Source organism: Pseudarthrobacter sp. MDT1-40-2 (assembly GCF_059383595.1).
In genome coordinates this window covers 180,902-207,083 of the sequence record NZ_JBWZCL010000003.1, presented here as the reverse complement: position 1 = coordinate 207,083, position 26,182 = coordinate 180,902, and the positions used below count along the sequence as shown (strand labels likewise).

Sequence of the window (26,182 nt, the reverse complement as noted above, 5' to 3'; positions counted from 1 at the left end):
GCGGTCAGCGGCCCGGCCGACGCTGTGCTGCTATGGGCGCTGTTACAGCGCGGGTCAGCCGGATGAGGTCTGCGGGGGCAAGTTCGATGTCAAGACCCCTCCGGCCGCCGGAGACCAGCATGGACTCAAGGTGCAGGGCGCTGGCGTCAATAACGGTGGGGGAAGCCTGCCGCTGCCCCAACGGAGAAATGCCACCCAGGACATAGCCGGTGCGCCGCTGGGCCGTCGCGGGGTCTGCCATGGCGGCCTTTTTGCCACCTAAAGCGGCGGCGATGGACTTCAGGTCCAGGTTTCCGCTGACAGGAACCACACCCACCGCGAGGCTTCCATCGACGTCAACGAGCAGGGTCTTGAAGACTTTCGCCGGATCCATCCCCAAGGCCTCGGCGGCCTCGAGTCCGTAGCTTTCTGCACCCGGGTCATGGGCATAAGGATGGAGTACAAAGGAGACGCCCGCGGCCGTCAAAGCGACGGTGGCGGGCGTTCCGGAGGCAGGGGACTTGCGTGCCATCCGGCGTCCTGCTCAGGCGCCGTTGCTGGCCCGCAGCTTTGCCACAGCGGCTGTTTTGCGCTTGATGCGGCCCAGCATGGCCGTCATTCCCCGCATGCGCAGGGGCGTGATGGCGCGAGTGAGGCCAAGGAGCTCGGGCATGTCGTCCGGAACGGCCAGGATTTCCGGGGCGGTCAGCCCGTCCAGTCCTTCATGCAGGACAGCGGCAAAGCCGCGGGTGGTGGGAGCCTCGGGGGGAGCCTTGAAATAGAGCCTGATGCGGTCCCCTGAATCGGCCGGCTCCGTCTCGATAGTCAGGAACAACGGCGACTGGCATTCGACCACCTGCTCCAGGAGCTCAGGGTGGTTGCCAAGACGCTCCGGAAGTTCCGGCAGGCCGCGGGAGAACTCCAACAGCAGCTGCAGCCGTTCGGGCTCGGTCATGGCCTGGAAGTCGTCAACGATCTCCGCGAGGGCGGGAGGAAGCTCAGTGGTAGTCATCAGTTCAAGTTTACGCAGTCCGGACAGGGATTTCCGCATGCCCGGACTGCGCTGTTATTGCCTGCTCTTACGAGTGTTGTTCCTGATTGCCGATTGCTGTTCCGGACCTGCTATTCGGTGCCGGGAACTGTGCCGGGTTCCGTCCCCTTAACGATGGGAACGCGGACCGCGTTGCCCCATTCCGTCCAGGAACCGTCGTAATTACGGACGTTCTCAAAACCGAGCAGGTACTTCAGGGCAAACCAGGTGTGGCTGGACCGCTCGCCAATCCGGCAATACGCCACGACGTCGTCACCGGCCTTCAGGCCGGCCTCGTCGAGATACAGCACTTCGAGTTCCTTGCGGCTCCGGTAGGTACCATCCTCTGCGGCAGCGCGGGCCCAGGGCACCGAGGCCGCTGTGGGGATGTGGCCGCCGCGGAGGGCACCTTCTTCTGGGTAGGCAGGCATGTGGGTACGCTGGCCGGAGTATTCCTCGGGGGAGCGGACGTCGATGAGCGGTTTGCCCAGGTGCGCCAGCACGTCTTCCTTGAAGGCACGGATCGGGGTGTCGTTGCGTTCCACTACAGGGTAGTCGCCGGGCGCCGGTGTGGGGGTATCGGTGGTCAGTTCACGACCTTCGGCAATCCACTTGTCCCTGCCGCCGTCGAGCAACCGGACGTCCTCGTGGCCGAAGAGTGTGAATACCCACAGCGCGTAGGCAGCCCACCAGTTGGACTTGTCCCCGTAGATCACCACGGTGCTGTCCCGGGAGATCCCCTTGGCTGCTGCGAGCCTTGCAAACTGTTCGCCGTTGACATAGTCGCGGGTGACTTCATCGTTGAGGTCCGTGTGCCAGTCGATCTTGACGGCCCCCGGAATGTGGCCGGTCTCATACAACAGGACGTCTTCATCGGATTCCACCACTACCAGTTTCCCGTCCAGGGTGGCTCCATCGGCAAGGGCCGCTGCCAGCCATTGAGTGGAAACGAGCTTCTCTGGCTGGGCGTAGGCGGCGAATTTTTCGTTCTGTTCAACCGGGTAGGTCATTGCATGCCTTTCACTGACGGGCTGCGGATAAGGTTCCACCGTTCCACCTTAACTTTGAGGCCCGCGCATTGCTGCACTCCGTTAACACTGGGAAACATGCCCTGCTGAAGGCTGCCAAAGGTGCCGCCGCCCACCCGGGCCGGTTTTGTTCCGGCACACAGTGCTGTTGCCGGTATTCTGGCTGGGGTAACGACATACAGAGAATGGACCGCCTTGGTACAGATTGAACAGCTCGCCGCCCGCACTCCTGCGGTCTCGGTGGACGAGCTCCTCAAGGGTTTTTATCCGTCGCCAAGGTTTGGGAAGGTCTCATTCGCCAGCTACCGGCCTGATCCCGCACAGCCGAGTCAGTCGGCCGCAGTGCGTGCCCTGGAATCCTTCGCCGACGGCGTTGGCGCCGGCGATGACGCGGGGTTCCTGAAGAAACTGTTCGCCAAGAAGGACCCGTCGCGCGCCGGGATCTACCTGGACGGCGGCTTCGGCGTCGGCAAGACCCACCTGCTGGCCTCGCTCTGGCATGCTTCCCCCGGCCCCAAGGCGTTCGGAACGTTCGTCGAATACACCAACCTGGTAGGAGCGCTGTCCTTCCGGAAGACTGTTGATGCCCTGAGCCACTACAAACTGGTGTGCATCGATGAATTCGAACTTGATGATCCCGGCGACACCGTCCTGATGTCACGGCTGATGCGGGAACTGGCCGACGCCGGCGTCAAGCTTGCTGCCACCTCCAACACGCTCCCCGGTTCCCTGGGTGACGGCCGCTTTGCTGCAGTGGACTTCCAGCGCGAAATCCAGGTGCTTGCTGACCAGTTCGATGTGTTGCGGATTGATGGGGAGGACTTCCGTCACCGCGGCCTGGCGGCCGCCCCGCCGCCCCTGAAGAACAGCGAACTGGCTTCACGGATGAAGGCGGAGTTTGATGGCAAGACCGTGGCCCAGGATGAGTTCAATACCCTCATCGACCACCTCGCCGGCGTGCACCCCAGCCGCTACCGGAAGCTGATCGACGGAATCGACGGGGTGGTATGGCGCAATGTCGAAACCATCACAGAACAGTCGGTGGCGCTGCGCTTTGTGGTTTTGGCCGACCGTCTGTATGACAAGGACGTGCCGATCCTGGCCAGCGGCGTGCCTTTCGACAAGCTCTTCACCGAGGAGATGATGAACGGCGGTTACATGAAGAAGTACTTCCGCGCCGTTTCCCGGCTGACGGCACTGGCGCGCGAAGGCCAGAACCACGAACCGTCCTGACGCCCTTCGGGCTCCGGGCGTGGCGCCGTCGTCAGGGTGAGCTTTTACGCAGCACGGCGCGGACCAGCAGCCCTGCAGCCAGCGCCCAAAACGCCGCACCAATGCCAGCTACGGAAAGTCCGGATGCCGCCATCAGGAAAGTGACGACGGCGGGAATCCTGTCCGCAGCTTCCTGCAGCGCCGCAGAAACTGCTGCTGCGAGGGTGCCCAGCAGGGCCAGTCCCGCAACGGCTTCCAGCAGGCCGCCGGGGGCCGCGCTGACCAGGGTCACCAGTGCTGCCGAGAAGGCAGCGAGCACCAGATACGCCAGGCCGGACGTGAAACCGGCCACCCAACGCTTGCTCCGATCCGGGCCGGCCTCCTCGCCTGCGGCCAGGGCCGCGCTCAGGGCGGCGAGGTTAATTGCATGGGCGCCGAACGGGGCGCCGAGGACTGTTCCGAATCCGGTGAACAGCATGGCCGGGCGCCACGGGGTTTCATAGCCAAAGGACTTCAGTACGGCCACGCCCGGGATGTTCTGGGAGGCCATGGTCACGATGTACAGCGGGAGGGCAATGCCAACGGCTGCCTGAAGCGTGAACGACGGCGTTGTCCAGACCAGGGCAGGAAGGACTGTGTCAGTGCTGACGGCCGTTCCCTTGGAGACGAGGTGGACGGTGATGCCGGCCAGGGCCACCACCAGGGCCGCCGGGACAGACCAGCGCGGGGCAAACCGCATCATCAAAAGCCAGCACAGGATCACCGGCAACACCAGGGCAGGGACAGTTCCGACGGCCTGGAATGGCGCAAGGCACAGGGGGAGCAGGACACCGGCGAGCATGGCCTGCGCCAGGGCTGCGGGGATTCTCGCCAGCAGCCTGCCAAGTGCCGGGACGAGACCCGTCAACGCTATGAGAACCCCGGTGAGCATGAAAGCCCCCACGGCAGCCGGCCAGCCGCCGTCGACCATCCCTCCCGCCGCAAGCAAGGCAGCGCCGGGAGTTGACCATGCGAGGGTGACGGGCACCCGCGACCGCCAGGCCAGCCACAGGACGGCGACCCCGAAGACCACGGTGAGGGCGAGTAAGCCTGACGCTGCCTGCCCGGCATCTGCGCCCACGGAACGGAGCCCGGCAAGCACCACGGCGAAAGACGACGTAAACCCAACGAGCGCGGTCACGATCCCGGCGATGATTGCCTGATACAGCGGCGTCCGCGGGCCGGAAGGGGTAGCTGTGGCTGAACGCGCGGCCGGTGAACCGGCGGTTGGAAACTTCGGCATAATTGGCAAGATTACCCTCCGGTACCCGGACGGTGGATTCCGTAGCTTGCCCTGCCGAACGAACTGGTTAGCTGCACGGGAAGTTAAACGACGAGGGTGCAGACGCCGCCTCCCGGCGGGATCTGCACCCTGTTGACGTTCTAGGGCAATCCCAGGATTACCGTGTAACTGCCGTTACGGAGTCTGCTCGGTAGCCGGAGCCTCACCAGGCTTGCCGTCTGACTTGTCAACCAAGTTAGAGGCGCCATTCTGGACGGAGTCGATGTGGCCGGAGTACTTGCCGCCGGTCCTGGAATCGACGAAGTCACCGGCCTTTGTGATTCCATCCTTGATGGCCTGTTCGTTGCCGTGGATGAGACCCTGAGCCTTGCCCTTAAGACTGTCAATTAGTCCCACGAGCACCTCCCTTCAGTTGCGGAGCCAGTTCGCTCCTCCACTATCGATCCTAGCTCCGGGGCAGCAGGGAGCCAAGGAATTCCGTGCACTGCCACGAGGATGCGCCAAGGGCGAACAGGAAGGGACCAGGGGATTGCCGGCGAACCGGCAAGTGAAAGGCACAAAAAAGCCTCCATCCTGTTGACTCTCGTCATCAGGTGGAGGCGTTCAGTGGGAGTGGGCGATACTGGGATCGAACCAGTGACCTCTTCCGTGTCAGGGAAGCGCGCTACCGCTGCGCCAATCGCCCGGAGTTCCGGTCGTAAACCAGTTGCTTTCCCCAGCAGAGAGCGGACGACGAGATTCGAACTCGCGACATCCACCTTGGCAAGGTGGTGCTCTACCAGCTGAGCTACGTCCGCAAAAGAAGCAAGTTTCCTTGCCTGGTGGGCGATACTGGGATCGAACCAGTGACCTCTTCCGTGTCAGGGAAGCGCGCTACCGCTGCGCCAATCGCCCAATGCTCACCGGAGTAATCCGGAAACCATGGTTTTCACCGAGGTGGGTACGGGATTCGAACCCGTGTAAACGGCTTTGCAGGCCGCTGCCTCGCCTCTCGGCCAACCCACCATGTAGGCATTGGTCCCGAAGAACCTTTGCCGTGACAGTGTCCTACGAGCGGACGACGAGATTCGAACTCGCGACATCCACCTTGGCAAGGTGGTGCTCTACCAGCTGAGCTACGTCCGCATTTTGGAGTCCGGGATCACTGCCGCAGCCGGCATTCCCTCGCTTTCCAACGAGTAAGAACTCTATAGGAGGTTCACGGATTCTCCAAATCAAGCCGTCTCTCACGTCGCGGAAGGGCTCAAAATCCTTGAAATTCCGCGGCTGAGACGAATTACATCCATGTAATTTGGGCGTGCTGGACCCTGGGCGCCGCGGTGATTCCGGCCCGATTTCCAAATCAGTTCCGGGTCAGCTAGCATTCAAAGGCATCAGGGCGATTGGCGCAGTGGTAGCGCGCTTCGTTCACACCGAAGAGGTCACTGGTTCGAACCCAGTATCGCCCACCGATCAAAGAGTCCGCCTTTTACTGTTTGCAGTATCGGGCGGACTTTTTTGTGCCCGGGTTTTTGTCAGTCCCTTGTGAAAGAGTCATTGCATGACCGCTCCGTTATTGGCCCACGCTACTGAATATGGCCGCATGTACGCGCGCTCCACCACCGCGCCCTATACCGTCCCGTCCATCACTACCGTTATTGGCCAGCAGCCTCACGGCCTTGATGGGTGGTTCGGCTACATGGCCGCTAACGGCCTGGCGCAGGATCCCCTCCTGGCCGAGTCGCTGGGCAGTCCGGCCAAGCTGAAGCAGGCCGTGAACAGAGCTGCGAAAGCGGCGGAGACTTACCGCGATGGTGCCGCGAAACGTGGGGACCGGGTGCACGGGTACTGCGAACAGGTCGCCCTGCGCGCCCTCGGGCGTCCGCACACCATGAAGGAAGCCCGGGCCGCACTGGCCGCCAATGGCGAAGAAGGTTTTGCGGCGCGGTTCGATGAATGGTGGGATCTGTACCAGGTGGAGCCCTTGGCGCCGGAGATCACCGTCTGGAACCAGACTGTAGGCTACGCGGGCACCCTGGACCTCGTGGCCAGGATCAACGGCAGGATCTGCCTGATCGACTATAAGACCAAGGGCACCAGCAGGGACGGCACTGTTAAACCACTCGATGCAAAGGTGGTGATGCAGCTGGTGGCAGGCATGAAGGCGGAAGAGAGCCTGGTAGATGGCGTCGCCGGGGAGTGGGAGCCTTGGAAGTACGGCGAGGCCCCCCTGCTGCTGGCCGTCGCCATCGGAGAAACGGAGGTCCGCCCGGTCCGGGCCAATCCCGAGGTCCTGAAGCATTACTGGTGGAAGTTCTGCGCCCTGCGCCGCGTCTGGGAACTGTCCGCGGATGCGCTTAACGCGGGCAACCCCCTGCTGCCCGTTGCGCCACCGGCCTTCGTGCCGGCAGGAAGTCCCCGGGCCTAGCGGGGCTCCCGCTGTATCCGCCAGGAACTAAACTGGATTGGCTCCTGTATTCCGCCACCCCTAAGGATTAACTTTTCATGGCCATTCTTACTATTCGCATCATCGGCGATCCTGTGCTCCGCACGGTAGCCGATCCCGTGACGGAGTTTGGGCCCGAGCTGGCCAAACTGGTTGCCGATATGACGGAAACCATGGAAGACGTTGATGGCGCAGGTCTGGCAGCGCCGCAGGTAGGAATCAGCCAGCGGGTCTTCACCTACCGGATCGACGGTGTCGAGGGCCATATCGTTAATCCAGTCCTTGAAAACAGCGACGATTTCCAGCCGGACCAGGTGGAGGGGTGTCTGTCTATCCCCGGCCTGGGCTTCCCGGTCCGGCGTTTCCGCAGCACCAAGGTCACCGGAGTCGACATTCACGGCAACCCGGTGTCACTGGAAGGGGAGGGAATGCTGGCACGCTGCTTCCAGCATGAAACCGATCACCTCGATGGCATCCTCTTCACCGATCGCCTTGAGGGCGAGGACCGGACGGCAGCCCTGCGGTCCATCCGCAACGCCAACTATGCCAATGTTGCAGAACGCACGACGTCACAACGCGCCAAGACTGTCGGTTCAAGTTTCGGAGCCTCCGGGCCGGCCGCCGGCAGCTTCGGCGGCGGCTCATTCGGCGCCGGTTCATGAGGGTACTTTTTGCCGGAACACCGGCGGTGGCCGTTCCCTCCCTGGACGCCCTGATCCAAGCGGGATTCGATGTTGTCGCTGTATTGACCCGGCCGGACGCGCCGCTGGGACGCAAACGGGTGATGACGCCGTCGCCGGTTGCCGCGCGGGCAGAAGAACTTGGGATCCCGGTCATCAGGGCCGCGAAGGTCGACGCCGACGTCACGGCACAAATTGCCGGGGCCGCGCCTGATGTTGCTGCAATCGTGGCCTACGGAGGCTTAATTCCACGGCCTGCGCTGGCTGTCCCGCAGCACGGCTGGGTCAACCTCCACTTTTCACTCCTTCCCGCCTGGCGGGGCGCGGGCCCGGTCCAGCGCTCCATCATGGCCGGTGATGATGTCACGGGCGCCGTCACGTTCAGGCTCGAAGAAGGGCTGGACACCGGGCCAGTCTTCGGTACGCTCACCGAAGCAGTCGGGCCCAGGGACACCTCCGGTGAGCTGCTGGATCGGTTATCCCGCAGCGGTGCTGTTTTGTTGGCCCAGACCCTGTCAGCCATCGACGCCGGGCAGGCCAGCCCGGTGCCGCAGCAGGGCGATGTGACCCTCGCACCCAAGCTTTCCCTCGAAGATGGCCGGGTTGACTGGCAGCAGCCGGCCCTGGCCATCGACCGGCAGATCCGCGGGGTGACTCCTGAGCCGGGCGGCTGGACCTCGCTGGCGGGCCAGCGGGTCAAACTCGAACCAGTCAGGCCGGACCCCGGTGCAGGGGACCTGCCCCCGGGCCGGGTTGAACTCCGCGGTAAAGCCGTCCTGGTGGGCACAGGCTCCCATCCGGTGGAATTAACCAGGGTCCAGCCTGCCGGCAAGAAGATGATGGCCGCGGCTGATTGGGCCCGTGGAATGGCCTCCAATGAAAGCGTGGTGTTCGAATGAGCGGATCTGCAGACTCAGGCCGCAACAGCGGCGGCAATCGGGGTAACGGTGGCCAGGAGCGCAGCAACGGCAAGGGTGGTGGAGTTCGGCGCAGTGCCCAGGGACGGGAGCGGAACCGCAGCACCCAGCGCAGTTTCACCGAGAACGCTCCGTCGCAGCGCACCCGGCGTGCCGATCCTGCCCGGCTGGTGGCCTTTGAGGTCCTCCGCGCTGTGGCTACCGAGGACGCGTATGCCAACCTGGTGCTGCCGTCCCGGATCCGCCACCACCACCTTGACCGCCGGGATGCAGGCTTCGCCACCGAACTGACCTACGGCGCGCTGCGTGGCCAGGGGACGTATGACGCCATCCTGGCCCGCTGTGTGGACCGTCCGCTGGACCAGCTGGATCCCGCGATTCTTGACGCTTTGCGGATCGGTGTCCACCAGTTGCTGGCCATGCGCGTCCCGGCGCATGCCGCCCTTGACCAGACGGTGGGGCTTGCCCGTGCAGTGATTGGCGCCGGTCCGGGTGCGCTGGTCAACGCCGTGCTCCGGAAGGTGGCAGCCCGGACCATGGAGGAGTGGCTTGGGGAACTGGTCAGTGGGGAGACCGATCCGACTCGGATTGCGTCCCTCAGATTTGCCCACCCGGAGTGGATTGTCCGCGCCATGCGGCAGTCCCTGGTGGCCCATGGCCGGCCGGCCTCCGATATCGACCGGCTCCTGGAGGCGGACAACGCCGCTCCCGTGGTGAACCTGGTGGCCCTGCCGGGACTCGGCAGCCTTGACGAGGCCCTCGAAGGCGGCGCCATTCCCGGAGAGCTGGTGGAAGGCTCCGCACTCAGCAGCGGCGGCGACCTCGGCCGGCTTGCTTCCATCCGCGAAGGAAGCACCAGGGTCCAGGACGTCGGATCCCAGCTGGTGGCCCGTGCGCTGGCAGCAGCGGACATCGAGCCGAAGGCGGGCACGGAGCCGGGTTCTGACAACAAGGCCGAAGCCTGGCTCGACCTCTGTGCCGGACCTGGCGGAAAGGCGGCGTTGCTCGCTGCCCTGGCGCGTCGCTCAGGAGCCACGTTGCTGGCCAACGAACCCGCGCCCCATCGAGCCAAGCTGGTCAGCCAGGCCCTGGCCGCCGTCCCCGCGGAAACCTGGAGCGTGCGCACGGGGGACGGGCGCGATGTCGGGACTGCTTATGCAGAGACCTTTGACCGGGTGTTGGTGGATGTTCCGTGCAGCGGCCTCGGCGCCCTGCGCCGGCGCCCGGAATCGCGGTGGCGCCGTACTCCCAAGGACCTGGCGGACCTTGGCCCCCTGCAGCGCGAACTGCTGAACTCTGCCATTGACGCTGTCCGCCCGGGCGGAGTGGTGGCCTACGTGACATGCTCGCCGCACCCCGCGGAGACCACTGCGGTGGTCAGCGATGCCCTGCGCAAGCGTGAGGACCTGGAACTGCTGGATGCAGGCGCCGTTCTGGATTCCGTCAGTCTGCCGGGTTCCCTTGATGCCGGGCATGAGCAGACAGCGCAGTTGTGGCCGCACGTCCACCAGACCGACGCCATGTTCCTTGCCCTCATCCGGAAGAAACTCTGAAGTCCTGACGCCCAGCCCTGACCGAAAGGCCGCCACATGACCGAATGCTGCATCAACCCGAGCATCCTCTCCGCTGACTTCGTCAACCTTGAATCCGAGCTGGCCCGCATCAGCAACGCCGATTCCGTCCATGTGGACGTCATGGACAATCACTTTGTGCCCAACCTGACCCTGGGGCTTCCCGTGGTGAAGCGGATCCAGGCCGTCAGCCCGGTCCCGCTGGATGTGCACCTGATGATTTCCGACGCCGACCGCTGGGCTCCCGAATATGCGGACGCCGGCGTGGCGTCAGTGACTTTCCACGCGGAGGCGGCGCTGGCGCCGGTGAAACTGGCCCGCGAGCTCCGTTCCCGGGGTTCGAAGGCGGGCATGGCACTGCGCCCGGCTACCGCCGTCGAGCCGTATCTGGACATGTTGACGGAGTTGGACATGCTGCTGATCATGACCGTTGAGCCCGGCTTCGGCGGCCAGGCATTCCTGGACCTGACACTGCCCAAGATCCGGAGGGCGCGCGCTGCAATCGACGGCTCCGGAGCCTCTGTTGCGCTGCAGGTGGATGGCGGCATTACGGAGGAGACCATCCTTCGCGCCGCGGAAGCCGGGGCAAATGTGTTTGTCGCAGGATCATCGGTTTATGGTGCCGACGATCCTGCCGCCGCGATTACCCGCCTGCGCAAAGCTGGTCTCAGCGCCGGGTTGAGGGCGGGCCACTAGTACACCGGCTTGTTACGCTGCGGGTGCGGGAATAGCCAGCAGGCCTGCCCTGTTGTGGCACAATGACAAGACACATACGTGCTCCGGGGTCGGTGTAAGTCCGAACCGGCGGTGATAGTCCGCGACCCGCGAGCCGCATCCTCCAGTGGAGGGTGTGGCGGACGGTTGAACTGGTGAAACTCCGGTACCGACAGTTAAAGTCTGGATGAGAGAAGCACGTACAGCTGTATTTTCCGGCGCGCAACCTGCGTCGGGTTATTTCGCTGTCGTATACCCCCGGAGCCATCGCGGTTCTAGAGGGAAGGAACGACACACACGTGGACCTTTTGCGGTGGCTCTTCGAAGCTCAGATCCCTGTTGGCGGATCTGCCCTGATTCTTCGTGAAGTGCTGGGAAATGTTTTTGGACTGGCCAGTGCCCTTGGCGGCATGCGCCGCAAAGTCTGGGCCTGGCCGGTGGGCATCGCCGGCAATCTTCTCCTGCTGACGGTGTTCCTGGGCAACGTTTTCGGATCAGCAACGCCGGCCACCTTGTGGGGTCAGGCGTCCCGTCAGGTGATGTTCATTGCAGTCGCGGCCTATGGCTGGCATCGCTGGCAGGAGAGCCGGCGGCAGGCACCGGCGGCAACAGCTGCTGCGGCTATCACTCCCGTCTGGGCAGGCACCCGCACCCGTATCATCCTGGTGCTCGCCATGGTTGCCGGCACCGCCGCTCTGACCCCCTTGTTCGATGCGCTCGGTTCCTACCCGCCGGTCTGGGCAGATGCCTGGACCTTTACGGGATCACTGCTGGCCACCTACGGAATGGCCAGGGGCTGGACGGAGTTCTGGCTGATCTGGGTGGCGGTGGACATAGTAGGCGTGCCCCTGCTGTTCAGCGCGGGGTACTACGCCAGCGCCCTCATGTACCTCTTCTACGGGTTCTTCACACTAGCCGGTTTCTTCGTCTGGCGTCGGGCGTCCAAGGCGGCGCCTGCAGGTACCACCGGAACCGTGGCAGGCATCCCGGCGTTGAAAATGGTGGCTAAATGAGTACCGCTCCAGTAGTATCGGCTTTCACGCCCGTAGAAGAAGCAGCGATGGAGGCAGCACTTCAGGCGGCGGCACAAGGTCCACGTGGAGCCAACCCCCTGGTGGGCGCCGTAGTCATCGGCCGGGACGGCCGGTTGCTGCCCGCAGGCTTCCACCGCGGCGCAGGCACCCCCCACGCTGAGGCCGACGCCATTGCCCTGGCACTGGCGGAGGGCGTGGACCTGCAAGGCACCACCATGGTGGTCACGCTTGAGCCTTGCAACCACTGGGGACGTACCGGCCCCTGCGCCCAGGCCATCATCGACGCCGGGATCAGGGACGTTGTTTATGCCGTTGATGATCCCCACGACCCTGCAGCCGGTGGTGCGGCAACTTTGCGCGCGGCAGGAGTTCAGGTCCGCAGCGGATTGGCGGCCGGAGCGGCTCTGGAGCTCAACCGCCAGTGGTTTCAGGCGGTCGCTGACCACCGGCCGTTCGTAACCCTACACATAGCGCAAACCCTCGACGCGCGGATCGCCGCCGAGGATGGGACCAGCCAGTGGATTTCCAGCCCGGAATCCCTGGCGGACAATCACGCACTTCGCGGCAGGATCGACGCCATCCTGGTTGGTACCGGGACAGTACTGGTGGACAATCCCCGGCTCACTGCGCGTGGCGCCGACGGAAATCCCAGCCGAAAACAGCCGCTGCGGGCAGTCATGGGATTGCGGGAGGTGCCCGCCAACGCAGCAATCCGTGGACGCGACGGATTGTTTATTCAATTGGCCACCCGCGATCCCCACCAGGCGCTGGCGCAGTTGTACCAGGCCGGCGCCCGGCACGTGATGGTCGAGGGCGGTTCCGCGATTCTCAGTTCGTTCCTGTCCGCTGGCCTGGTGGACGAGTTGATTGTGTATCTGGCACCGACGCTCCTGGGCTCCGGCACGTCCTCGCTTACCGGACTTGGCATTGCCACCCTGACCGACGCGCAGCAATGGGACTGGGATCCCGCCCACGGTGGTGCTGTCCAGCATCTGGGCAGGGACCTGAAACTCCATTTGCGGCCCACCGTGGCCGGTGGGCCCGCAGCCCTCGAGTCACTACAACAGACACTAAACACAGCACAACAGCCCGCCGCCGCGGGAAAAGCCTTTGGAGGCAAATGATGTTTACAGGAATTATTGCTGAACAGGGCGAGGTCCTGGCGGTCGAGCGCAACGGCGGGGACAGCGCCGTCGTCAGGTTGCGCGCCCCCGGACTGACGGATGGACTCGAGCCGGGCGGTTCCATCGCCGTTAACGGCGTTTGCCTCTCTGCCACAACCATTGACGGCAAGGAATTCAGCGTCGATGTGATGGGGGAAACCCTGGTGCGCAGCACCATTGGCGAGTTGGCAGCCGGAGACGCGGTCAACCTGGAGCGTTGCGTCCCTGCTGGAGGCCGTCTGGACGGCCATGTTGTACAGGGCCACGTTGACGGCGTCGGTCATCTTGTGGAGCGGGAAGCACAAGGCAACTGGGACCGCCTCAGGTTCAGCGTTCCAGCCAGCCTGGCCCGCTACATTGCCGAAAAAGGCTCTATAGCGATTGACGGTGTCTCTTTGACGGTGACCGCGGTCAGCGAACCGCCAGCGCCCGAACCGTGGTTTGAAGTGGGACTCATTCCCATCACCCTGGCTGAGACGGGGTTGGGGCGGAAAACGCCGGGCAGCCGGGTCAACCTTGAGGTGGACGTGCTGGCGAAGTACACCGAGCGTCTCCTAGCGTTCGGCCCGGCCTCCGCGGGCAGCAAGTGAGTACCGTCGTGCCGGCACAGACAGTAAACCAGGAAAGCCAGGCTGCGTCCGCGCCCCGCCTGGACTCAGTTGCCGACGCTGTACGAGCCATCGCGGCAGGATTGCCCGTGCTGGTGGTGGACAACGAAGACCGGGAAAACGAAGGTGACATCATCTTCGCCGCCCGGCACGCCACCCCGGTGCTGATGGGCTGGACCATCCGGCACTCCTCAGGCGTTATCTGTGTGCCGCTGAGTGGAGAGCGCGCCGACGCATTGGCACTGCCGCCCATGGTCGCCGTGAACGAGGATGCCAAGGGCACCGCCTACACCGTGTCCTGCGATGCAGCGAGCGGCGTGAGCACCGGAATATCAGCTACCGACCGTGCGCTCACGGCCCGCGTGCTTGCTGATTCCAGCAGCTCACCCGGGGACGTGACCCGACCCGGGCATATATTTCCGCTTCGGGCGGTTGACGGGGGAGTGCGCGAACGTCCGGGCCATACAGAGGCGGCCGTGGACCTGTGCCGGCTTGCCGGCCTGGAACCGGTGGGCGTCATCGCCGAGGTAGTTTACGACGACGGCGAAATGATGCGCCTGGACGGATTACGGGCATTCGCCGATGAACACGGCTGTCCCTTAATTTCGATCGAGGCTTTGGCAGACTATCTTGAAGGTACCTACCCGGCAGGCGCAGCAGGCAGACCACCGCAAGGATCCGGGGAAGGATCTCCGGTGGAGGAAGAGGAGAAGAAATGACGGTATTTGGTACCAAAGGCAAAGCCGCCGAAGGTAACGAGACCAGAGCAATGTACCCGGCTCCCGAGGAGGCCAGCGGTGGCTTGCATCCAGTGCTCGGCGGACCGGTGGTGCAACTGCCTTCGGAGTTCGGCACGTTTGTGGCTCAGGCCTGGACAGACCTTGAAACCGGCGTCGAGCACCTTACGGTGAGCTCCCCGCGCCCGCCGGTGGACGGCAAGGCGCCGCTCGTGCGACTCCATTCCGAGTGCCTCACCGGAGACGTTTTCGGCTCCTACCGCTGCGATTGCGGTGAGCAACTGGCTTACGCCCTGGAACTGATCCAGAAGCACGGCGGCACCCTGGTTTACCTGCGTGGACAGGAAGGCCGCGGCATCGGGCTGGCCAACAAGATCAAGGCCTACGCCCTGCAGGAAGCGGGTTTTGACACCGTGGAAGCCAATGAGCAGCTGGGCCTGCCGGTGGATGCACGGCGGTATGCCGCCGCTGCCCGGATCCTTGCGGAAATGGGCCTGACCGAGGTCAGGCTGCTCAGCAACAACCCGGATAAGAAACACCGGCTGGCACAGGCCGGCGTAGCCGTGGTGGAGATGGTTCCCACAGAGGTCCCGTCCCGTGAGCAGAACATCCGTTACCTGCAGACCAAGAAGGACCGGATGGACCATCGGCTCACCCTGGGCGGGGCACAGGCCGTTGCCGGGCCTGCCGCAGCCGTTTACCAGCACGAACAGGACTGACTGCCCGGCATCGTCCGCTGCGGCACCAGTACACCCCCTGACCACTGACCTGAAACGACAAACAAGGATCCAGCATGAGCGGCCACGGCGCACCCACCATCGACCTCACCACTTTCGACCGCGATTCAACGTCACAGCTGCGGCTCGCCATCATCGCGGCGAGTTGGCACAAAGAAATCATGGACGGGCTGCTGGACGGCGCCCTGCGCGCTGCCGGCGAAGCTGGAATTACGGAGCCATCAGTGTTTCGGGTACCGGGGGCTTTTGAACTTCCGGTCGCCGCAGCACGGCTGGCACCACATTTTGACGCCGTGGTGGCCCTCGGTGTCGTCATCCGTGGCGGTACCCCGCACTTTGAGTATGTGTGCCAGGCGGCGACGGCGGGACTCACCGACGTCAGTGTCAACACTGGCGTCCCGGTCGGCTTCGGGGTGCTCACCTGCGACAACGAACAGCAGGGGCTGGACCGTTCCGGACTGCCCGGTTCCTCCGAGGACAAGGGCCATGAGGCGGTAACCGCGGCGCTGGCCACTGCTGTCCTGCTTCGGCCCTTCGGATAGCCGCTCGCTGCCAGCGCCGGTATCCCAGTGTGCCGTCCGTCACAAGTAGGGCGTCATGCTGGGGCCGAACGGGCATGCCCGGCTCCATAGCAAGTAGTCTTGAGGGCGTGAAGAATTTCGAGTCGCTGTTCGCTGAACTGAGTGAGAAGGCAGCCTCCCGTCCGGAGGGTTCCCGCACCGTCGCTGAATTGGATTCCGGCGTGCACGGCATCGGCAAGAAAGTTGTCGAGGAAGCGGCCGAGGTGTGGATGGCTGCCGAGTACGAATCCGATGACGCCGCAGCCGAGGAAATCTCCCAGCTCCTGTACCACCTGCAGGTTCTGATGATCGCCAAGGGCCTCACCCTGGAAGACGTTTACAAGCATCTGTAGCCACCCCGGCAGCCGCACGGCCATGTCCTGCGCTGCCATCGAGTGGCCACTTTTGCCCCAAGAAACGCCTGAACGAAAAGAGCACCCATGCTGCGTGTAGCAGTTCCCAATAAAGGTTCACTGTCCGAAGCCGCCTCCGCCATGCTGTCCGAGGCCGGCTACCGCCAGCGCCGTGATACCCGTGAACTTGTCATGGTTGATCCGGACAATGAGATCGAATTCTTCTTCCTGCGCCCGCGCGACATCGCCGTATACGTGGGGCGAGGAACGCTCGACGTCGGCATCACCGGCCGTGATCTCCTCCTCGACGCCGAGGTCGAAGCAGAGGAACTGCTCCCCCTGGGCTTTGCTGCCTCCACCTTCCGGTTCGCCGGCCCCATCGGTGACTTTGCCGGCGTCGAACAGCTTGAAGGCAAACGCCTGGCGACCAGCTATGACGGCCTGCTCCGCGGCTACCTCCAAGAACGGGGCATCAACGCGCAGGTGGTCCGGCTCGATGGCGCCGTTGAGTCATCGGTGCGGCTGGGTGTCGCGGACGCGATTGCCGACGTCGTGGAAACCGGGAACACGCTCAAAGCCGCCGGGATGGAAATTTTCGGGGAGCCCATCCTCAAGTCCGAGGCCGTGCTGATCAGGCGCACCGGCCAGGGCGGAGCCGCCAACGGCACCGCAAAGGAGATCGAGGTCCTGATCCGCCGCCTGCAGGGCGTGCTGGTGGCCCGCCAATATGTGCTGATGGATTACGACATCCGCAAGGAACTCGTGGAGCAGGCGGCAGCGCTGACTCCCGGACTGGAATCGCCTACCGTCTCGCCGTTGCGTGATTCTGAATGGGTAGCCGTGCGCTCCATGGTCCCCAAAAAGGAGACCAACCGCATCATGGACGAACTCTACGATCTTGGTGCCCGCGCCATCCTGGTCAGCAGCATCCACGCCTGCCGGATCTGAGCACTGAAATCCTGCTGACTTCAAGGAGAAGCACATGGCTGTAGCCGTACGCGTCATTCCCTGCCTGGACGTTGACGCGGGCCGGGTTGTGAAAGGCATTAACTTTGAGGGCCTCCGCGACGCCGGCGATCCGGTGGAGCTGGCGCACCGCTACGACAACGCCGGTGCGGACGAACTGACCTTCCTGGACGTTACGGCGTCCTCGGGCAACCGCGAAACCACCTTCGACGTCGTCCGCCGCACCGCGGAGGAAGTCTTCATCCCATTGACCGTGGGCGGCGGGGTCAGGGGAGTGGCGGAAGTGGACAAGCTCCTGCGTTTCGGCGCAGACAAGGCCTCCATCAATACCGCAGCGGTCGCACGCCCCGACGTCATCGACGAGATCAGCCGGCACTTCGGTTCCCAGGTCCTGGTGCTCTCCGTAGACGCCCGCCGAACCAGGCCCGGCTCTGCGCCCACGCCATCCGGATTCGAAGTCACCACCCACGGTGGCCGGCAGGGGACCGGGATCGACGCCGTTGCCTGGGCCCGCGAGGCCGCTGACCGGGGGGTGGGCGAGATCCTGCTGAACTCCATCGATGCCGACGGCACCAAGGACGGCTTCGACCTTGAACTGATCCGCCTTGTGCGGGCGGCCGTCAAGGTGCCCATCATTGCTTCCGGCGGCGCCGGGGAACCGGCACACTTTCCGCCCGCGGTGGACGCCGGCGCAGATGCGGTGCTTGCGGCGTCGATCTTCCACTGGGGACCGGACAACATGATGTCCCAGGTCAAAGATGCCATCAGGGCCGCAGGCTTCGAGGTCCGCTAAGGCCCCACCCGCGCCCTCTCCTCGCAAGCTCGATCCCCGGCGGCGAGCTTGTCGAAACCGGATGTCGACAAGCTCGATCACCGGTGGTTGAGCTTGTCGAAACCTACAGGCCGACTTCGGCTGACTGCAACAGCGCGACGGCGTCCGGCTGGCCTTCGAAGGTCACCAGGGCGTGCTGCGTCCGGCCATGGGCATGCATGAGGAGTTCGCCGGGTTCGCCAACGATCGCCACTGATACCGGCGCCCGCTTGGCGACGTGACGGGGACCGGAGGGCCGGACCAGGACGATGCCAAGGTCCACGCCGCGGTACAGGATGGCTGCGCGCTTGATCAATTCCGCCCATAACGCATCGGAGTAGGCCTCGTCGAGGGCGCGGGGCGCCCACCTGTCGCCGGCGCGCCGGACGTCCTCGGTATGCACGAAATACTCGATGAGGTTGGAGCTTTCGTCGAGGGCCTTGATGTTCATGGGCGACAACGCAGGAGGCCCGGCGCGGAAGCTGTTGACCAGCCGCGTGTACTCCTCAACAGAGGCTGATTGATCGGCCAGCTTGTTGGTGGCGGCCTCGGAAGCCTTTGCAAGACTCTTGAAGACAAGGCCCAGTCCGACGGCGATTTTGCGTTCGCGAAGGTAAAGGTGGGAAGCAAGATCGCGGGTCTGCCACCCGGCGCAGAGCGTGGGGGAGTCAGGTCCGGCCGCAAGGAGGGTTTCGGCCAGGACTTCTCGGGACGGGTCGACGAAATGCATCACTTGTGAAACTAGCACGAGAAGGCCGCAGATGTGCAGCGGCGGGCGCCGCCGGGCAAGGCACTAGACTTGAGCTGATGTCAGAGCAACCCGCCCCTATCAATTCTCCCGGCGGCACCCTGTCCGGTGCCCTTCCGGATGCCATTTCCGGTGCCCTGAAGCGCGACGCCGCAGGGCTCGTCGCTGCGATCGTCCAGCAGTTCGACACCAACGAGGTTTTGATGTTGGGCTGGATGGACGACGAAGCCCTGAGCCGGACCCTGAGCAGCGGCCGCGTTACGTTCTATTCGCGTTCCCGTCAGGAGTACTGGCGCAAGGGCGACACCTCCGGCCACGTGCAGTGGGTCAAGTCCGTTGCCCTTGACTGCGACGGCGACGCCCTCCTGGTACGCGTGGACCAGGTAGGTGCTGCCTGCCACACGGGCACGCGGACCTGCTTCGACGGCCGGGACCTCGGCGCCACGGCCAGCCAGCAGGACTGACTGCCCGCAAGGCACCCCTGAGCGGCACTTTAGACAGCATGACAAGAACAGGCGGAAGCACAGCTATGCAGGACCTTGGAATCATCAGCCCCGGGCTGGCGGAGTTTCGTGAACTGGCCGCGACCCGGCGGGTCATCCCTGTCCACTTGAAGGTGTTGGCGGACGCTGAGACCCCCATCGGCCTGTACCGCAAGCTGGCGCAGGGCCAGCCGGGTACGTTCCTGATGGAATCAGCTGCGGTGGGCGGAGCCTGGTCGCGTTACTCATTCATCGGTGCCAGGTCCCGGGCCACGCTCACCACCAAGGATGGAGCGGCGCACTGGCTCGGCGAGCCGCCTGCAGGCGTGCCCCTGGAGGGAAACCCCGTGGATGCTGTCCGGAACACCATCGCGGCCCTGCAGACAGAACGCTTTGAGGGCCTCCCTCCCTTCACCTCGGGGTTGGTCGGCTTCCTGGGGTGGGAGTCCGTACGGCACTGGGAGAAGCTCACCAGCCCTCCTGAAGACGACCTCAACCTGCCGGAGCTGGCGCTCAACCTCGTCACTGACATGGCTGTGCATGACAACGTGGACGGAACCGTCATGTTGATCGCCAATGCCATCAACTTTGACGACACTTCGGAACGCGTCGACGACGCCTGGCATGACGCCGTCGCGCGCATCAAATCCCTGCTTGAGCGGGTGGCCACGCCCATCCGGCAGCCGGTGTCCGTGCTGGATCCCCAGGGTGCGGATTTCGCTTCCAGCGTGCAGGAACGCTGGGAGGAATCGGAGTACCTTGCAGCGCTGGACCGGGGTAAGGAAGCCATCGTTGACGGCGAGGTGTTCCAGGTTGTCATCTCCCGGCGCTTCGAGATGGAGTGCGGTGGCTCTGCGCTGGATGTCTACCGCGTGCTGCGAAATACCAACCCGAGCCCCTATATGTACATCTTCAGCCTGGCCGACGCCGATGGCCGGGAGTATTCCATTGTTGGGTCCTCACCGGAGGCACTGGTCACGGTGACCGGCGACGACGTCATTACCCACCCCATCGCGGGGTCCAGGCCGCGTGGCAAGACTGTCGAGGCAGACAAGGCAATGGCCGAGGAACTCCTGGCGGATCAGAAGGAACGGGCAGAGCACCTGATGCTGGTGGATCTGTCCCGCAATGATCTGTCCAAGGTGTGCGTGGCCGGCACCGTCGACGTTTCGCAGTTCATGGAGGTGGAACGCTTCAGCCACATCATGCACCTCGTCTCCACTGTCGTGGGCAAGCTTGCCCCGGGAGCCAGTGCCTACGACGTCCTGAAGGCGACCTTCCCTGCAGGTACGCTCTCCGGGGCACCCAAGCCCCGCGCGCTGCGGCTCCTGGATGAGCTGGAGCCGCACCGCCGTGGGATCTATGGCGGCGTCGTCGGATATCTGGACTTCGCAGGAAATATGGACATGGCCATCGCCATCCGCTCCGCGCTGCTGCGTGAAGGCCGCGCCTACGTCCAGGCAGGCGGCGGCATCGTCGCTGATTCCAGCAATCCGGCAGAGGCCCTTGAAACAGTCAACAAGGCAGCCGCACCCCTGCGCGCCGTACACACTGCCGGTTCCCTGCATGACATCACGGCGGAGTCCGTCCTGATCCGGGATCCTGCCGGGGCATCAGACCCGCGGGCGGCACAATAGTGTCCGGCGCCGTCCAGGCCAAGAATGCGGCTCCGCCACGCTGGGCCCGCCGGCCGTTCCTGGTCCTGGCGGTCACGCTCCTGGCGCTGGCAGCTTTTGGCACAACAACCCAGACCTGGCTGACCGTACAGCTTGATCCCGGGCAGTTGGGCCAGGGGCTCGGCTCCGAACTCGAGGTGGCGGGAAATAAAGCGGCCACCGCGGTGACAGCGCTGGCACTCGTTGCCTTGGCCGGAGGCATCGCGGCTTCCATAGCGGGGCGCGTGGGCCGCTGGGTTATTGCCGTATTGATAGGCCTCGCTGCCGCGGGCATCGTCGCTGCCGCGGGTACTGTGATGGCTGATCCGCTGGCGGCCGCCCAGGGCGCCATTGCGGAAGCCACAGGAGTTTCCGGCGGCACCGCCGAGGTCAGTGTGTCCGCCTTCCCGGTCCTGGCTATTGCGGCAGGCGTCCTTCTCGGTTGTGTTGCCCTCGCACTGGTGCCGGCCGGCCGGTACTGGAAGACGCGCACCCGCTTCGATGCGAAACCCGCTACGGGTGGAGCAGCGCCCAGCGGGCCGGTGGACGACATTGACACCTGGGACCGGTTGTCGCGGGGCGACGATCCCACCTGATCCCCCTGCGGCAGGCGGGGCGCCCTTTGCGCAGCCGGTCATGCAGCACCGACCGTCACCAAGCACGGTACAAAAAATGGCAGAATGTAAGCAGTATTCATCCTGAGGAGATTCCCATGAGCAAAGCCCCTGTTTCCGCGTCCACCACCAACCAGTCGGCGAAGACCGAGCACGGCGTCGATCACAGTGTTGAAATCGGCCACGGTAACAGCCCGGCAGCCTGGACTTGTGTGTTCATCATGCTGGCGGGCGGTTTGATTGCCTCGATCGCCTTCGTGATCGCCAGCACCCCGATCTTCGTTGCCGGAATTGCCGTGATGTTCATCGGCCTGATCGTCGGCTACATCCTTCGCAAGGTGGGCTACGGCGTCGGCGGCAGCAAGCTGAAAAACTCCGGCCACTGATGGCAACTGTTCTCGATGACATCAACGCCGGTGTCAGGGAGGATATGGAGGCCAGGCAGCGGTTGGTATCGCTGGCTGAACTCAAGGACAGGGCAGCCGCAGCTGCTCCTGCCCGGGATGCCTGGGCGGCCTTGGGAGGTCCCCTGCAGCCCCGCAACGAGCTCCGGGTCATCGCGGAGATCAAGCGGAGCAGCCCGTCAAAAGGTGCGCTTGCCGCGATCTCAGATCCGGCGTCGCTTGCTGCCCAGTACGCCGACGGCGGCGCTGCAGTTATCAGCGTCCTGACGGAACAGCGCCGCTTCCACGGCTCCCTGGCTGATCTGGACGCCGTTCGCTCCCGGGTGGACGTTCCCTTGCTGCGCAAGGACTTCACGCTGGACGAATACCAGATCTGGGAAGCTCGGGCCCACGGAGCGGACCTTATTCTGCTCATCGTGGCCTCGTTGTCTGACGCCCAGCTGCAGGAATTCAGCGCGCTGAGCCATGAGCTGGGCATGAATGTCCTGGTGGAGACCCATACCGCCGGGGAAATTGAGCGCGCCATTGCTGCTGAGGCCCGGATCATCGGCGTCAACGTGCGTAACCTCAAAACCCTCGACGTCGACCGTTCCGTTTTCGCCACCCTCGCCGGGGCCATTCCGGCGGAGGCAGTGGTGGTCGCCGAGTCCGGCGTCCGCGACGTTGATGACGTGCGGCACTACGCCGGCAACGGCGCCAACGCCATCCTGGTGGGGGAGGCCCTGGTCAGCGACGCAACACCGCGTGCGCGCATTGCCGAGTTTGCCAGTGCCGGCGCGGCTGCTATCGCTTCCCGCGCCTGAACAAGCCCCGGGAGCTGCAGCGTAGCTGCTTTCCTCCGGCAGCCGGTCCGTATCGCGGCACGCTGCCACAACATACTGACGATCAACTGGAACAGGACGGTGAGACTGATGGTTGATGCACCAACAGGCAACGCTGGCAGCGCTGGCAACGATGCAGCGGAAGATTTTCTGCAGGGACGGGCCTCCCTTAAGAGTGCGCCGGGCCCCTATTTCGGCAGCTACGGCGGCCGTTGGATGCCTGAATCACTCATTGCCGCACTGGATGAGCTGGAAGACACCTTCGACAAGGCGAAGGCAGACCCCGAATTCCTCGCCCAAATCGCCGAGTTGAACAAGAACTACTCCGGAAGGCCCTCCCTGCTCACCGAGGCCAAGCGCTTCTCGGGGCATGCCGGCGGCGCCCGGATTTTCCTCAAGCGGGAGGACCTGAACCATACCGGGTCGCACAAGATCAATAACGTGCTGGGCCAGGCCCTGTTGGCCAAGCGCATGGGCAAGACCCGGATTATCGCCGAGACCGGCGCCGGGCAGCACGGCGTTGCCAGCGCCACTGCCGCCGCGCTGCTGGGACTTGAATGCGTTGTGTACATGGGTGCCGAGGACTGCCGCCGGCAGGCATTGAACGTTGCCCGCATGCAGCTGCTCGGCGCCACCGTGGTTCCTGTCACCAATGGTTCCCAGACCCTCAAAGACGCCATCAACGATGCCCTCAGGGACTGGGTCAGCAACGTGGACACCACGCACTACCTGCTGGGTACCGCCGCCGGAGCGCATCCCTTCCCGGCCATGGTGCGCTTCTTCCACGAGGTGATCGGCGAGGAAGCCCGCGCCCAGATCCTGGACCAGACCGGCAAGCTGCCGGATGCTGTCTGCGCCTGTATTGGCGGCGGCTCCAACGCCATTGGCATCTTCCATGGCTTCCTCGATGATCCCGAAGTCAAGATATACGGCTTCGAGGCAGGAGGCGACGGCGTGGACACCGGCCGGCACGCGGCCACCATCACGCTGGGCAAGCCCGGCGTCCTGCATGGCGCGCGCTCCTATCTGATGCAGGACGACGACGGGCAGACCATCGAATCGCACTCCATTTCGGCAGGCCTGGACTACCCGGGCGTTGGTCCGGAACATGCCTATCTCGCCGACATCGGGCGGGTCAGTTACGAGCCCATCACCGATGCAGAAGCCATGGACGCTTTCAAACTGCTGTGCCAGACGGAGGGAATCATCCCCGCCATCGAGTCCTCCCATGCCCTGGCGGGCGCCATCAAGGTGGGGCAGCGCCTGACCGAGGGCAAGGCGGACCCGTCCGAGGTCGTGATCATCGTCAACCTCTCCGGCCGTGGTGACAAGGATGTGGAGACCGCAGCCGAGTGGTTCGACATGCTCGATGATGAAGGCAAGGTGAAGGGCACCAACCTTTCCACCCGCAAGCCCAAGGGCCCCACCGACCGCGCCGAAACCGAAGCCGTACCGGCGACCACCCCGGCCAACACCAGCAGCAAGGACCGCAACTGATGACCGAACAGCCTGTGAGCAAGTCCGCCGCTGCCATCGACCGTGCACGCACGGCCGGGCGCTCGGCACTGGTGTGCTACCTGCCCGCCGGCTACCCGGATGTACAGGCAACCATCGACGCCGGGATCGCCATGGCCAACAACGGCGCCGACATCATTGAGATCGGTATTCCGTATTCGGATCCGGTCATGGACGGCCCGGTCATCCAGGCCGCCACCACCGAGGCAATTGCGAACGGTTTTCGCGTGGCCAGCGTCTTCGACGTCGTGCGCGGAATCACTTCTGCCACCGACGTCGCCGTCCTGGTCATGACCTACTGGAACCCTGTGGTGCGGATGGGTGTCGAAGAGTTTTCCCGCCAGTTGGCCGAGGCCGGCGGTGCCGGGCTCATCACGCCGGACCTCATCCCGGACGAGGCTTCCGAGTGGTTCGCGGCTTCCGACAAGTACGGACTGGACAGGGTCTTCCTGGTGGCTCCATCCTCCACACCGGAACGCCTCACCAAGACTGTGGAAGCCAGTCGCGGCTTTGTCTATGCGGTCTCCATCATGGGGGTCACCGGAACCCGCCAGGACGTCAGCAGCAGCGCGGAACAGCTCGTGGCGGATACCCACGCTGCCGGCGCCGAGCGGGTCTGCGTCGGCCTGGGAGTCTCCAACGCAGCCCACGTGCGCGAAATCGGAGCGTACGCTGACGGGGTGATCGTTGGAACTGCGCTTGTTGCAGCCATCCGTGATGGCGGCGTGGACGCGGTGGCTACACTGACCAAGGAACTCAGCACAGGACTCAGCCGGGAAGAGGCTTAACACCATGGAGACCCTCCAGCTCGCAGCGGCCATGGTGCCGGCAAGCATTCCCAGCCCGGGCTGGTCCGGCTTCGACATTCCGCTGCCGTGGGGGACCCTGCGCATCCATGCCTATGCCTTGTGCATCCTGGCCGGGATCGTGGCCGGGCTGTGGTTGACTTCCCGCCGCTGGTCACGCCGTGGCGGTCCTGAAGGCAGCATCTGGGACATCGTGATCTGGGCGATCCCGTTCGGGATCATCGGCGGCCGGCTTTATCACGTGGTGTCCTCCCCGGACGCCTACTTCGGGCCTGGTTTTGACGGCACCGGAGACCTCTCCCTGATTCCGCAGCTCTGGAGGGGTGGCCTGGGTATCTGGGGCGCGGTGGTGCTTGGCGTTGTCGGAGCATGGATCGGCTGCCGGCGCTCAGGCGTCAAGCTGCCTGCCTTCCTGGACGCCGCGGCGCCCGGACTGCTGCTGGCCCAAGCGCTTGGCCGCTGGGGTAATTATTTCAACCAGGAGCTCTTTGGCGGTCCCACCACTTTGCCGTGGGGCCTGCAGATTGATGCGGACAACGCCAACTTCCCGCCGGGAGTGCCGGCGGATACCCTGTTCCACCCCACGTTCCTCTATGAGTCGCTGTGGAACATCGCGGGCGTTGTCATCCTCCTTGCCCTCGACCGGCGCTTTGCCTTCCGGCATGGCCGGCTCTTCTGGCTCTATGCGGTGTACTACACCCTGGGCCGGGTCTGGATCGAAGCCATGCGGATAGACGACGCTGAACAGGTCGCCCTCTTCGGGATCACCGCCAGGCTCAACGTCTGGACCAGCATCGTTGTTTTCCTGGTGGCGCTCGTCATTTTCGTGGTGCTCCGCTACCGCAAGCGCCCTGACCCCGATACGGTCTACCTCCCAGGTCATGAACCGGTCACAACCGACGAACCGGTCCGGGATACGGATGGTGGTGTCTCCGACACCGGCCCGCGTGATAACCTCCCAGATAACCAAAGCGGCACAGGCGTGTCTTCCGAACCAACGGAAGGTGAACTGAAGCCTGCAGCACCGGCACCGGGGGATGCCCGTGATGACGCCGCCGGGACCACGCCGGGCGCTGGCCGGACCAAATAGGCCAGCACCGTCACAAGGGCAGCGGAGTTATCACTCGCCAGCACCCGATCCACAGCGTTGTGGCAGCAGGGCCCGCACCCGGAAGCTTAGAGGAGTCGACGGCGGGGCCTTGGGGCAGGAGACCAACGTAACTCTTCGTTGCGCAGGGCCTCCTGGCCTACAATTCGAGTAACTAACACTTGTTGTGCCCCCTATAGGCGCTCTGAGTGGGGCCAGTGTTGTCCCTTCCATAAGCACGAT

At 64.3% G+C, this 26,182-nt stretch carries 29 protein-coding genes, 6 tRNA genes and 1 riboswitch; of the genes, 24 read left to right on the top strand and 11 right to left on the bottom strand.

Translation table 11 applies throughout. The features are described from left to right. Nucleotides 1-4: 4 nt before the first annotated feature. From ybaK to AC50X5_RS11665, 3 genes are all read right to left on the bottom strand, one after another. Nucleotides 5-511 carry a Cys-tRNA(Pro) deacylase gene (gene ybaK, locus AC50X5_RS11675; RefSeq protein ID WP_494976259.1) on the bottom strand — a complete coding sequence of 169 codons (507 nt, stop codon included), beginning with the start codon at nt 509-511 and terminating at the stop codon, nt 5-7. Between the two features lie 12 nt (nt 512-523). Further along, complete coding sequence (locus tag AC50X5_RS11670; protein ID WP_494976258.1) at nt 524-991, bottom strand: SufE family protein; 468 nt, start codon at nt 989-991, stop codon at nt 524-526. 110 nt (nt 992-1,101) lie between these two features. Then, nucleotides 1,102-2,019, bottom strand: a complete 918-nt coding sequence (locus AC50X5_RS11665; RefSeq protein ID WP_494976257.1) for a sulfurtransferase — start codon at nt 2,017-2,019, stop codon at nt 1,102-1,104. 213 nt (nt 2,020-2,232) lie between these two features. On the opposite strand from AC50X5_RS11665, the gene zapE reads away from it, so the two are divergent. After that, the gene (gene zapE, locus AC50X5_RS11660; protein WP_494976256.1) at nt 2,233-3,270 is read left to right on the top strand and encodes a cell division protein ZapE; all 1,038 of its coding nucleotides are present in this window, start codon (nt 2,233-2,235) and stop codon (nt 3,268-3,270) included. 31 nt (nt 3,271-3,301) lie between these two features. Here zapE and AC50X5_RS11655 read toward each other — a convergent pair whose 3' ends face one another. The 7 genes from AC50X5_RS11655 to AC50X5_RS11625 form a co-directional block, all read right to left on the bottom strand. Beyond that, nucleotides 3,302-4,531, bottom strand: a complete 1,230-nt coding sequence (locus AC50X5_RS11655) for a benzoate/H(+) symporter BenE family transporter (protein WP_494976255.1) — start codon at nt 4,529-4,531, stop codon at nt 3,302-3,304. 174 nt (nt 4,532-4,705) lie between these two features. Next, the gene (locus tag AC50X5_RS11650) at nt 4,706-4,927 is read right to left on the bottom strand and encodes an antitoxin (protein ID WP_494976254.1); all 222 of its coding nucleotides are present in this window, start codon (nt 4,925-4,927) and stop codon (nt 4,706-4,708) included. Between the two features lie 217 nt (nt 4,928-5,144). Beyond that, nucleotides 5,145-5,216 (bottom strand) — tRNA-Val (locus tag AC50X5_RS11645). 39 nt (nt 5,217-5,255) lie between these two features. After that, nucleotides 5,256-5,328, bottom strand: a tRNA-Gly gene (locus tag AC50X5_RS11640). A gap of 22 nt (nt 5,329-5,350) precedes the next feature. Further along, nucleotides 5,351-5,425 (bottom strand) — tRNA-Val (locus tag AC50X5_RS11635). A gap of 40 nt (nt 5,426-5,465) precedes the next feature. Continuing rightward, a tRNA-Cys gene (locus tag AC50X5_RS11630) sits at nt 5,466-5,536 on the bottom strand. 47 nt (nt 5,537-5,583) lie between these two features. Continuing rightward, nucleotides 5,584-5,656, bottom strand: a tRNA-Gly gene (locus tag AC50X5_RS11625). 251 nt (nt 5,657-5,907) lie between these two features. On the opposite strand from AC50X5_RS11625, the gene AC50X5_RS11620 reads away from it, so the two are divergent. The 15 genes from AC50X5_RS11620 to hisF all read left to right on the top strand — a co-directional run bounded on the left by AC50X5_RS11620 (nt 5,908) and on the right by hisF (nt 17,789). Beyond that, a tRNA-Val gene (locus AC50X5_RS11620) sits at nt 5,908-5,979 on the top strand. A 92-nt stretch (nt 5,980-6,071) separates the two neighbouring features. Further along, nucleotides 6,072-6,938 (top strand): cytochrome, encoded by an 867-nt coding sequence (locus tag AC50X5_RS11615; RefSeq protein WP_494976253.1) that lies wholly within the window; start codon nt 6,072-6,074, stop codon nt 6,936-6,938. Nucleotides 6,939-7,015: 77 nt separating this feature from the next. Then, nucleotides 7,016-7,618 carry a peptide deformylase gene (gene def, locus AC50X5_RS11610; RefSeq protein ID WP_494976252.1) on the top strand — a complete coding sequence of 201 codons (603 nt, stop codon included), beginning with the start codon at nt 7,016-7,018 and terminating at the stop codon, nt 7,616-7,618. Continuing rightward, nucleotides 7,615-8,535 (top strand): methionyl-tRNA formyltransferase, encoded by a 921-nt coding sequence (gene fmt / locus AC50X5_RS11605; RefSeq protein WP_494976251.1) that lies wholly within the window; start codon nt 7,615-7,617, stop codon nt 8,533-8,535. The genes def and fmt overlap by 4 nt, the downstream gene beginning before the upstream one ends. After that, a complete protein-coding gene (locus AC50X5_RS11600) occupies nt 8,532-10,106 on the top strand; it encodes an RsmB/NOP family class I SAM-dependent RNA methyltransferase (RefSeq protein ID WP_494976250.1) in 1,575 nt (524 codons plus the stop codon). Before fmt ends, AC50X5_RS11600 begins: the two co-directional genes overlap by 4 nt. Nucleotides 10,107-10,142: 36 nt before the next feature. Next, the gene (gene rpe / locus AC50X5_RS11595) at nt 10,143-10,820 is read left to right on the top strand and encodes a ribulose-phosphate 3-epimerase (protein ID WP_494976249.1); all 678 of its coding nucleotides are present in this window, start codon (nt 10,143-10,145) and stop codon (nt 10,818-10,820) included. Between the two features lie 74 nt (nt 10,821-10,894). Beyond that, nucleotides 10,895-11,042, top strand: a riboswitch (FMN riboswitch). A gap of 95 nt (nt 11,043-11,137) precedes the next feature. Then, nucleotides 11,138-11,851 carry a nicotinamide riboside transporter PnuC gene (pnuC, locus tag AC50X5_RS11590; RefSeq protein WP_494976248.1) on the top strand — a complete coding sequence of 238 codons (714 nt, stop codon included), beginning with the start codon at nt 11,138-11,140 and terminating at the stop codon, nt 11,849-11,851. Further along, complete coding sequence (gene ribD / locus AC50X5_RS11585; protein ID WP_494976247.1) at nt 11,848-12,996, top strand: bifunctional diaminohydroxyphosphoribosylaminopyrimidine deaminase/5-amino-6-(5-phosphoribosylamino)uracil reductase RibD; 1,149 nt, start codon at nt 11,848-11,850, stop codon at nt 12,994-12,996. The genes pnuC and ribD overlap by 4 nt, the downstream gene beginning before the upstream one ends. Then, nucleotides 12,996-13,625, top strand: coding sequence for a riboflavin synthase (locus tag AC50X5_RS11580; protein WP_494976399.1), 630 nt, complete (start codon nt 12,996-12,998; stop codon nt 13,623-13,625). The genes ribD and AC50X5_RS11580 overlap by 1 nt, the downstream gene beginning before the upstream one ends. A gap of 8 nt (nt 13,626-13,633) precedes the next feature. Continuing rightward, on the top strand, nt 13,634-14,362 hold the full coding sequence (gene ribB / locus AC50X5_RS11575) for a 3,4-dihydroxy-2-butanone-4-phosphate synthase (protein ID WP_494976246.1): 729 nt from the start codon (nt 13,634-13,636) through the stop codon (nt 14,360-14,362). Between the two features lie 50 nt (nt 14,363-14,412). Next, the gene (ribA, locus tag AC50X5_RS11570; protein WP_494976398.1) at nt 14,413-15,099 is read left to right on the top strand and encodes a GTP cyclohydrolase II; all 687 of its coding nucleotides are present in this window, start codon (nt 14,413-14,415) and stop codon (nt 15,097-15,099) included. Nucleotides 15,100-15,173: 74 nt separating this feature from the next. Further along, nucleotides 15,174-15,659, top strand: a complete 486-nt coding sequence (gene ribH / locus AC50X5_RS11565; protein WP_494976245.1) for a 6,7-dimethyl-8-ribityllumazine synthase — start codon at nt 15,174-15,176, stop codon at nt 15,657-15,659. Nucleotides 15,660-15,766: 107 nt separating this feature from the next. Further along, the gene (locus AC50X5_RS11560) at nt 15,767-16,030 is read left to right on the top strand and encodes a phosphoribosyl-ATP diphosphatase (RefSeq protein WP_463937672.1); all 264 of its coding nucleotides are present in this window, start codon (nt 15,767-15,769) and stop codon (nt 16,028-16,030) included. An 87-nt stretch (nt 16,031-16,117) separates the two neighbouring features. Then, complete coding sequence (gene hisG / locus AC50X5_RS11555) at nt 16,118-16,978, top strand: ATP phosphoribosyltransferase (RefSeq protein WP_493985621.1); 861 nt, start codon at nt 16,118-16,120, stop codon at nt 16,976-16,978. Nucleotides 16,979-17,012: 34 nt separating this feature from the next. After that, on the top strand, nt 17,013-17,789 hold the full coding sequence (gene hisF, locus AC50X5_RS11550; protein ID WP_494976244.1) for an imidazole glycerol phosphate synthase subunit HisF: 777 nt from the start codon (nt 17,013-17,015) through the stop codon (nt 17,787-17,789). A gap of 103 nt (nt 17,790-17,892) precedes the next feature. Here hisF and AC50X5_RS11545 read toward each other — a convergent pair whose 3' ends face one another. Then, nucleotides 17,893-18,537 (bottom strand): TIGR03085 family metal-binding protein, encoded by a 645-nt coding sequence (locus tag AC50X5_RS11545; protein WP_494976243.1) that lies wholly within the window; start codon nt 18,535-18,537, stop codon nt 17,893-17,895. Nucleotides 18,538-18,614: 77 nt separating this feature from the next. Here AC50X5_RS11545 and hisI point away from each other — a divergent pair, with 77 nt between their 5' ends. From hisI to lgt, 8 genes are all read left to right on the top strand, one after another. Further along, entirely contained in the window at nt 18,615-19,019 is a 405-nt protein-coding gene (gene hisI / locus AC50X5_RS11540) for a phosphoribosyl-AMP cyclohydrolase (protein WP_494976242.1), read from the top strand. A 65-nt stretch (nt 19,020-19,084) separates the two neighbouring features. Continuing rightward, nucleotides 19,085-20,674, top strand: coding sequence for an anthranilate synthase component I (locus AC50X5_RS11535; protein WP_494976241.1), 1,590 nt, complete (start codon nt 19,085-19,087; stop codon nt 20,672-20,674). Continuing rightward, complete coding sequence (locus tag AC50X5_RS11530) at nt 20,671-21,288, top strand: Trp biosynthesis-associated membrane protein (RefSeq protein ID WP_494976397.1); 618 nt, start codon at nt 20,671-20,673, stop codon at nt 21,286-21,288. The genes AC50X5_RS11535 and AC50X5_RS11530 overlap by 4 nt, the downstream gene beginning before the upstream one ends. A 116-nt stretch (nt 21,289-21,404) precedes the next feature. Then, the gene (locus AC50X5_RS11525) at nt 21,405-21,692 is read left to right on the top strand and encodes an HGxxPAAW family protein (RefSeq protein WP_494976240.1); all 288 of its coding nucleotides are present in this window, start codon (nt 21,405-21,407) and stop codon (nt 21,690-21,692) included. Further along, a complete protein-coding gene (trpC, locus tag AC50X5_RS11520; RefSeq protein WP_494976239.1) occupies nt 21,692-22,513 on the top strand; it encodes an indole-3-glycerol phosphate synthase TrpC in 822 nt (273 codons plus the stop codon). Before AC50X5_RS11525 ends, trpC begins: the two co-directional genes overlap by 1 nt. A 108-nt stretch (nt 22,514-22,621) precedes the next feature. Then, the gene (gene trpB / locus AC50X5_RS11515) at nt 22,622-24,028 is read left to right on the top strand and encodes a tryptophan synthase subunit beta (protein WP_494976238.1); all 1,407 of its coding nucleotides are present in this window, start codon (nt 22,622-22,624) and stop codon (nt 24,026-24,028) included. Further along, entirely contained in the window at nt 24,028-24,834 is an 807-nt protein-coding gene (trpA, locus tag AC50X5_RS11510) for a tryptophan synthase subunit alpha (RefSeq protein ID WP_494976237.1), read from the top strand. The genes trpB and trpA overlap by 1 nt, the downstream gene beginning before the upstream one ends. 4 nt (nt 24,835-24,838) lie before the next feature. Further along, nucleotides 24,839-25,942, top strand: a complete 1,104-nt coding sequence (gene lgt, locus AC50X5_RS11505; RefSeq protein WP_494976236.1) for a prolipoprotein diacylglyceryl transferase — start codon at nt 24,839-24,841, stop codon at nt 25,940-25,942. The last annotated feature ends 240 nt before the right edge of the window (nt 25,943-26,182 follow it).

Bases quoted from the DNA above. Each gene is read 5' to 3' on its own strand.
- ybaK (WP_494976259.1), bottom strand. From the start codon at position 511: ATGGCACGCAAGTCCCCTGCCTCCGGAACGCCCGCCACCGTCGCTTTG.
- AC50X5_RS11670 (WP_494976258.1), bottom strand. From the start codon at position 991: ATGACTACCACTGAGCTTCCTCCCGCCCTCGCGGAGATCGTTGACGAC.
- AC50X5_RS11665 (WP_494976257.1), bottom strand. From the start codon at position 2,019: ATGACCTACCCGGTTGAACAGAACGAAAAATTCGCCGCCTACGCCCAG.
- AC50X5_RS11655 (WP_494976255.1), bottom strand. From the start codon at position 4,531: ATGCCGAAGTTTCCAACCGCCGGTTCACCGGCCGCGCGTTCAGCCACA.
- AC50X5_RS11615 (WP_494976253.1), top strand. From the start codon at position 6,072: ATGACCGCTCCGTTATTGGCCCACGCTACTGAATATGGCCGCATGTAC.
- def (WP_494976252.1), top strand. From the start codon at position 7,016: ATGGCCATTCTTACTATTCGCATCATCGGCGATCCTGTGCTCCGCACG.
- fmt (WP_494976251.1), top strand. From the start codon at position 7,615: ATGAGGGTACTTTTTGCCGGAACACCGGCGGTGGCCGTTCCCTCCCTG.
- AC50X5_RS11600 (WP_494976250.1), top strand. From the start codon at position 8,532: ATGAGCGGATCTGCAGACTCAGGCCGCAACAGCGGCGGCAATCGGGGT.
- rpe (WP_494976249.1), top strand. From the start codon at position 10,143: ATGACCGAATGCTGCATCAACCCGAGCATCCTCTCCGCTGACTTCGTC.
- ribD (WP_494976247.1), top strand. From the start codon at position 11,848: ATGAGTACCGCTCCAGTAGTATCGGCTTTCACGCCCGTAGAAGAAGCA.
- AC50X5_RS11580 (WP_494976399.1), top strand. From the start codon at position 12,996: ATGTTTACAGGAATTATTGCTGAACAGGGCGAGGTCCTGGCGGTCGAG.
- ribA (WP_494976398.1), top strand. From the start codon at position 14,413: ATGTACCCGGCTCCCGAGGAGGCCAGCGGTGGCTTGCATCCAGTGCTC.
- ribH (WP_494976245.1), top strand. From the start codon at position 15,174: ATGAGCGGCCACGGCGCACCCACCATCGACCTCACCACTTTCGACCGC.
- hisG (WP_493985621.1), top strand. From the start codon at position 16,118: ATGCTGCGTGTAGCAGTTCCCAATAAAGGTTCACTGTCCGAAGCCGCC.
- hisF (WP_494976244.1), top strand. From the start codon at position 17,013: ATGGCTGTAGCCGTACGCGTCATTCCCTGCCTGGACGTTGACGCGGGC.
- AC50X5_RS11545 (WP_494976243.1), bottom strand. From the start codon at position 18,537: ATGCATTTCGTCGACCCGTCCCGAGAAGTCCTGGCCGAAACCCTCCTT.
- hisI (WP_494976242.1), top strand. From the start codon at position 18,615: ATGTCAGAGCAACCCGCCCCTATCAATTCTCCCGGCGGCACCCTGTCC.
- AC50X5_RS11535 (WP_494976241.1), top strand. From the start codon at position 19,085: ATGCAGGACCTTGGAATCATCAGCCCCGGGCTGGCGGAGTTTCGTGAA.
- AC50X5_RS11525 (WP_494976240.1), top strand. From the start codon at position 21,405: ATGAGCAAAGCCCCTGTTTCCGCGTCCACCACCAACCAGTCGGCGAAG.
- trpC (WP_494976239.1), top strand. From the start codon at position 21,692: ATGGCAACTGTTCTCGATGACATCAACGCCGGTGTCAGGGAGGATATG.
- trpB (WP_494976238.1), top strand. From the start codon at position 22,622: ATGGTTGATGCACCAACAGGCAACGCTGGCAGCGCTGGCAACGATGCA.
- trpA (WP_494976237.1), top strand. From the start codon at position 24,028: ATGACCGAACAGCCTGTGAGCAAGTCCGCCGCTGCCATCGACCGTGCA.
- lgt (WP_494976236.1), top strand. From the start codon at position 24,839: ATGGAGACCCTCCAGCTCGCAGCGGCCATGGTGCCGGCAAGCATTCCC.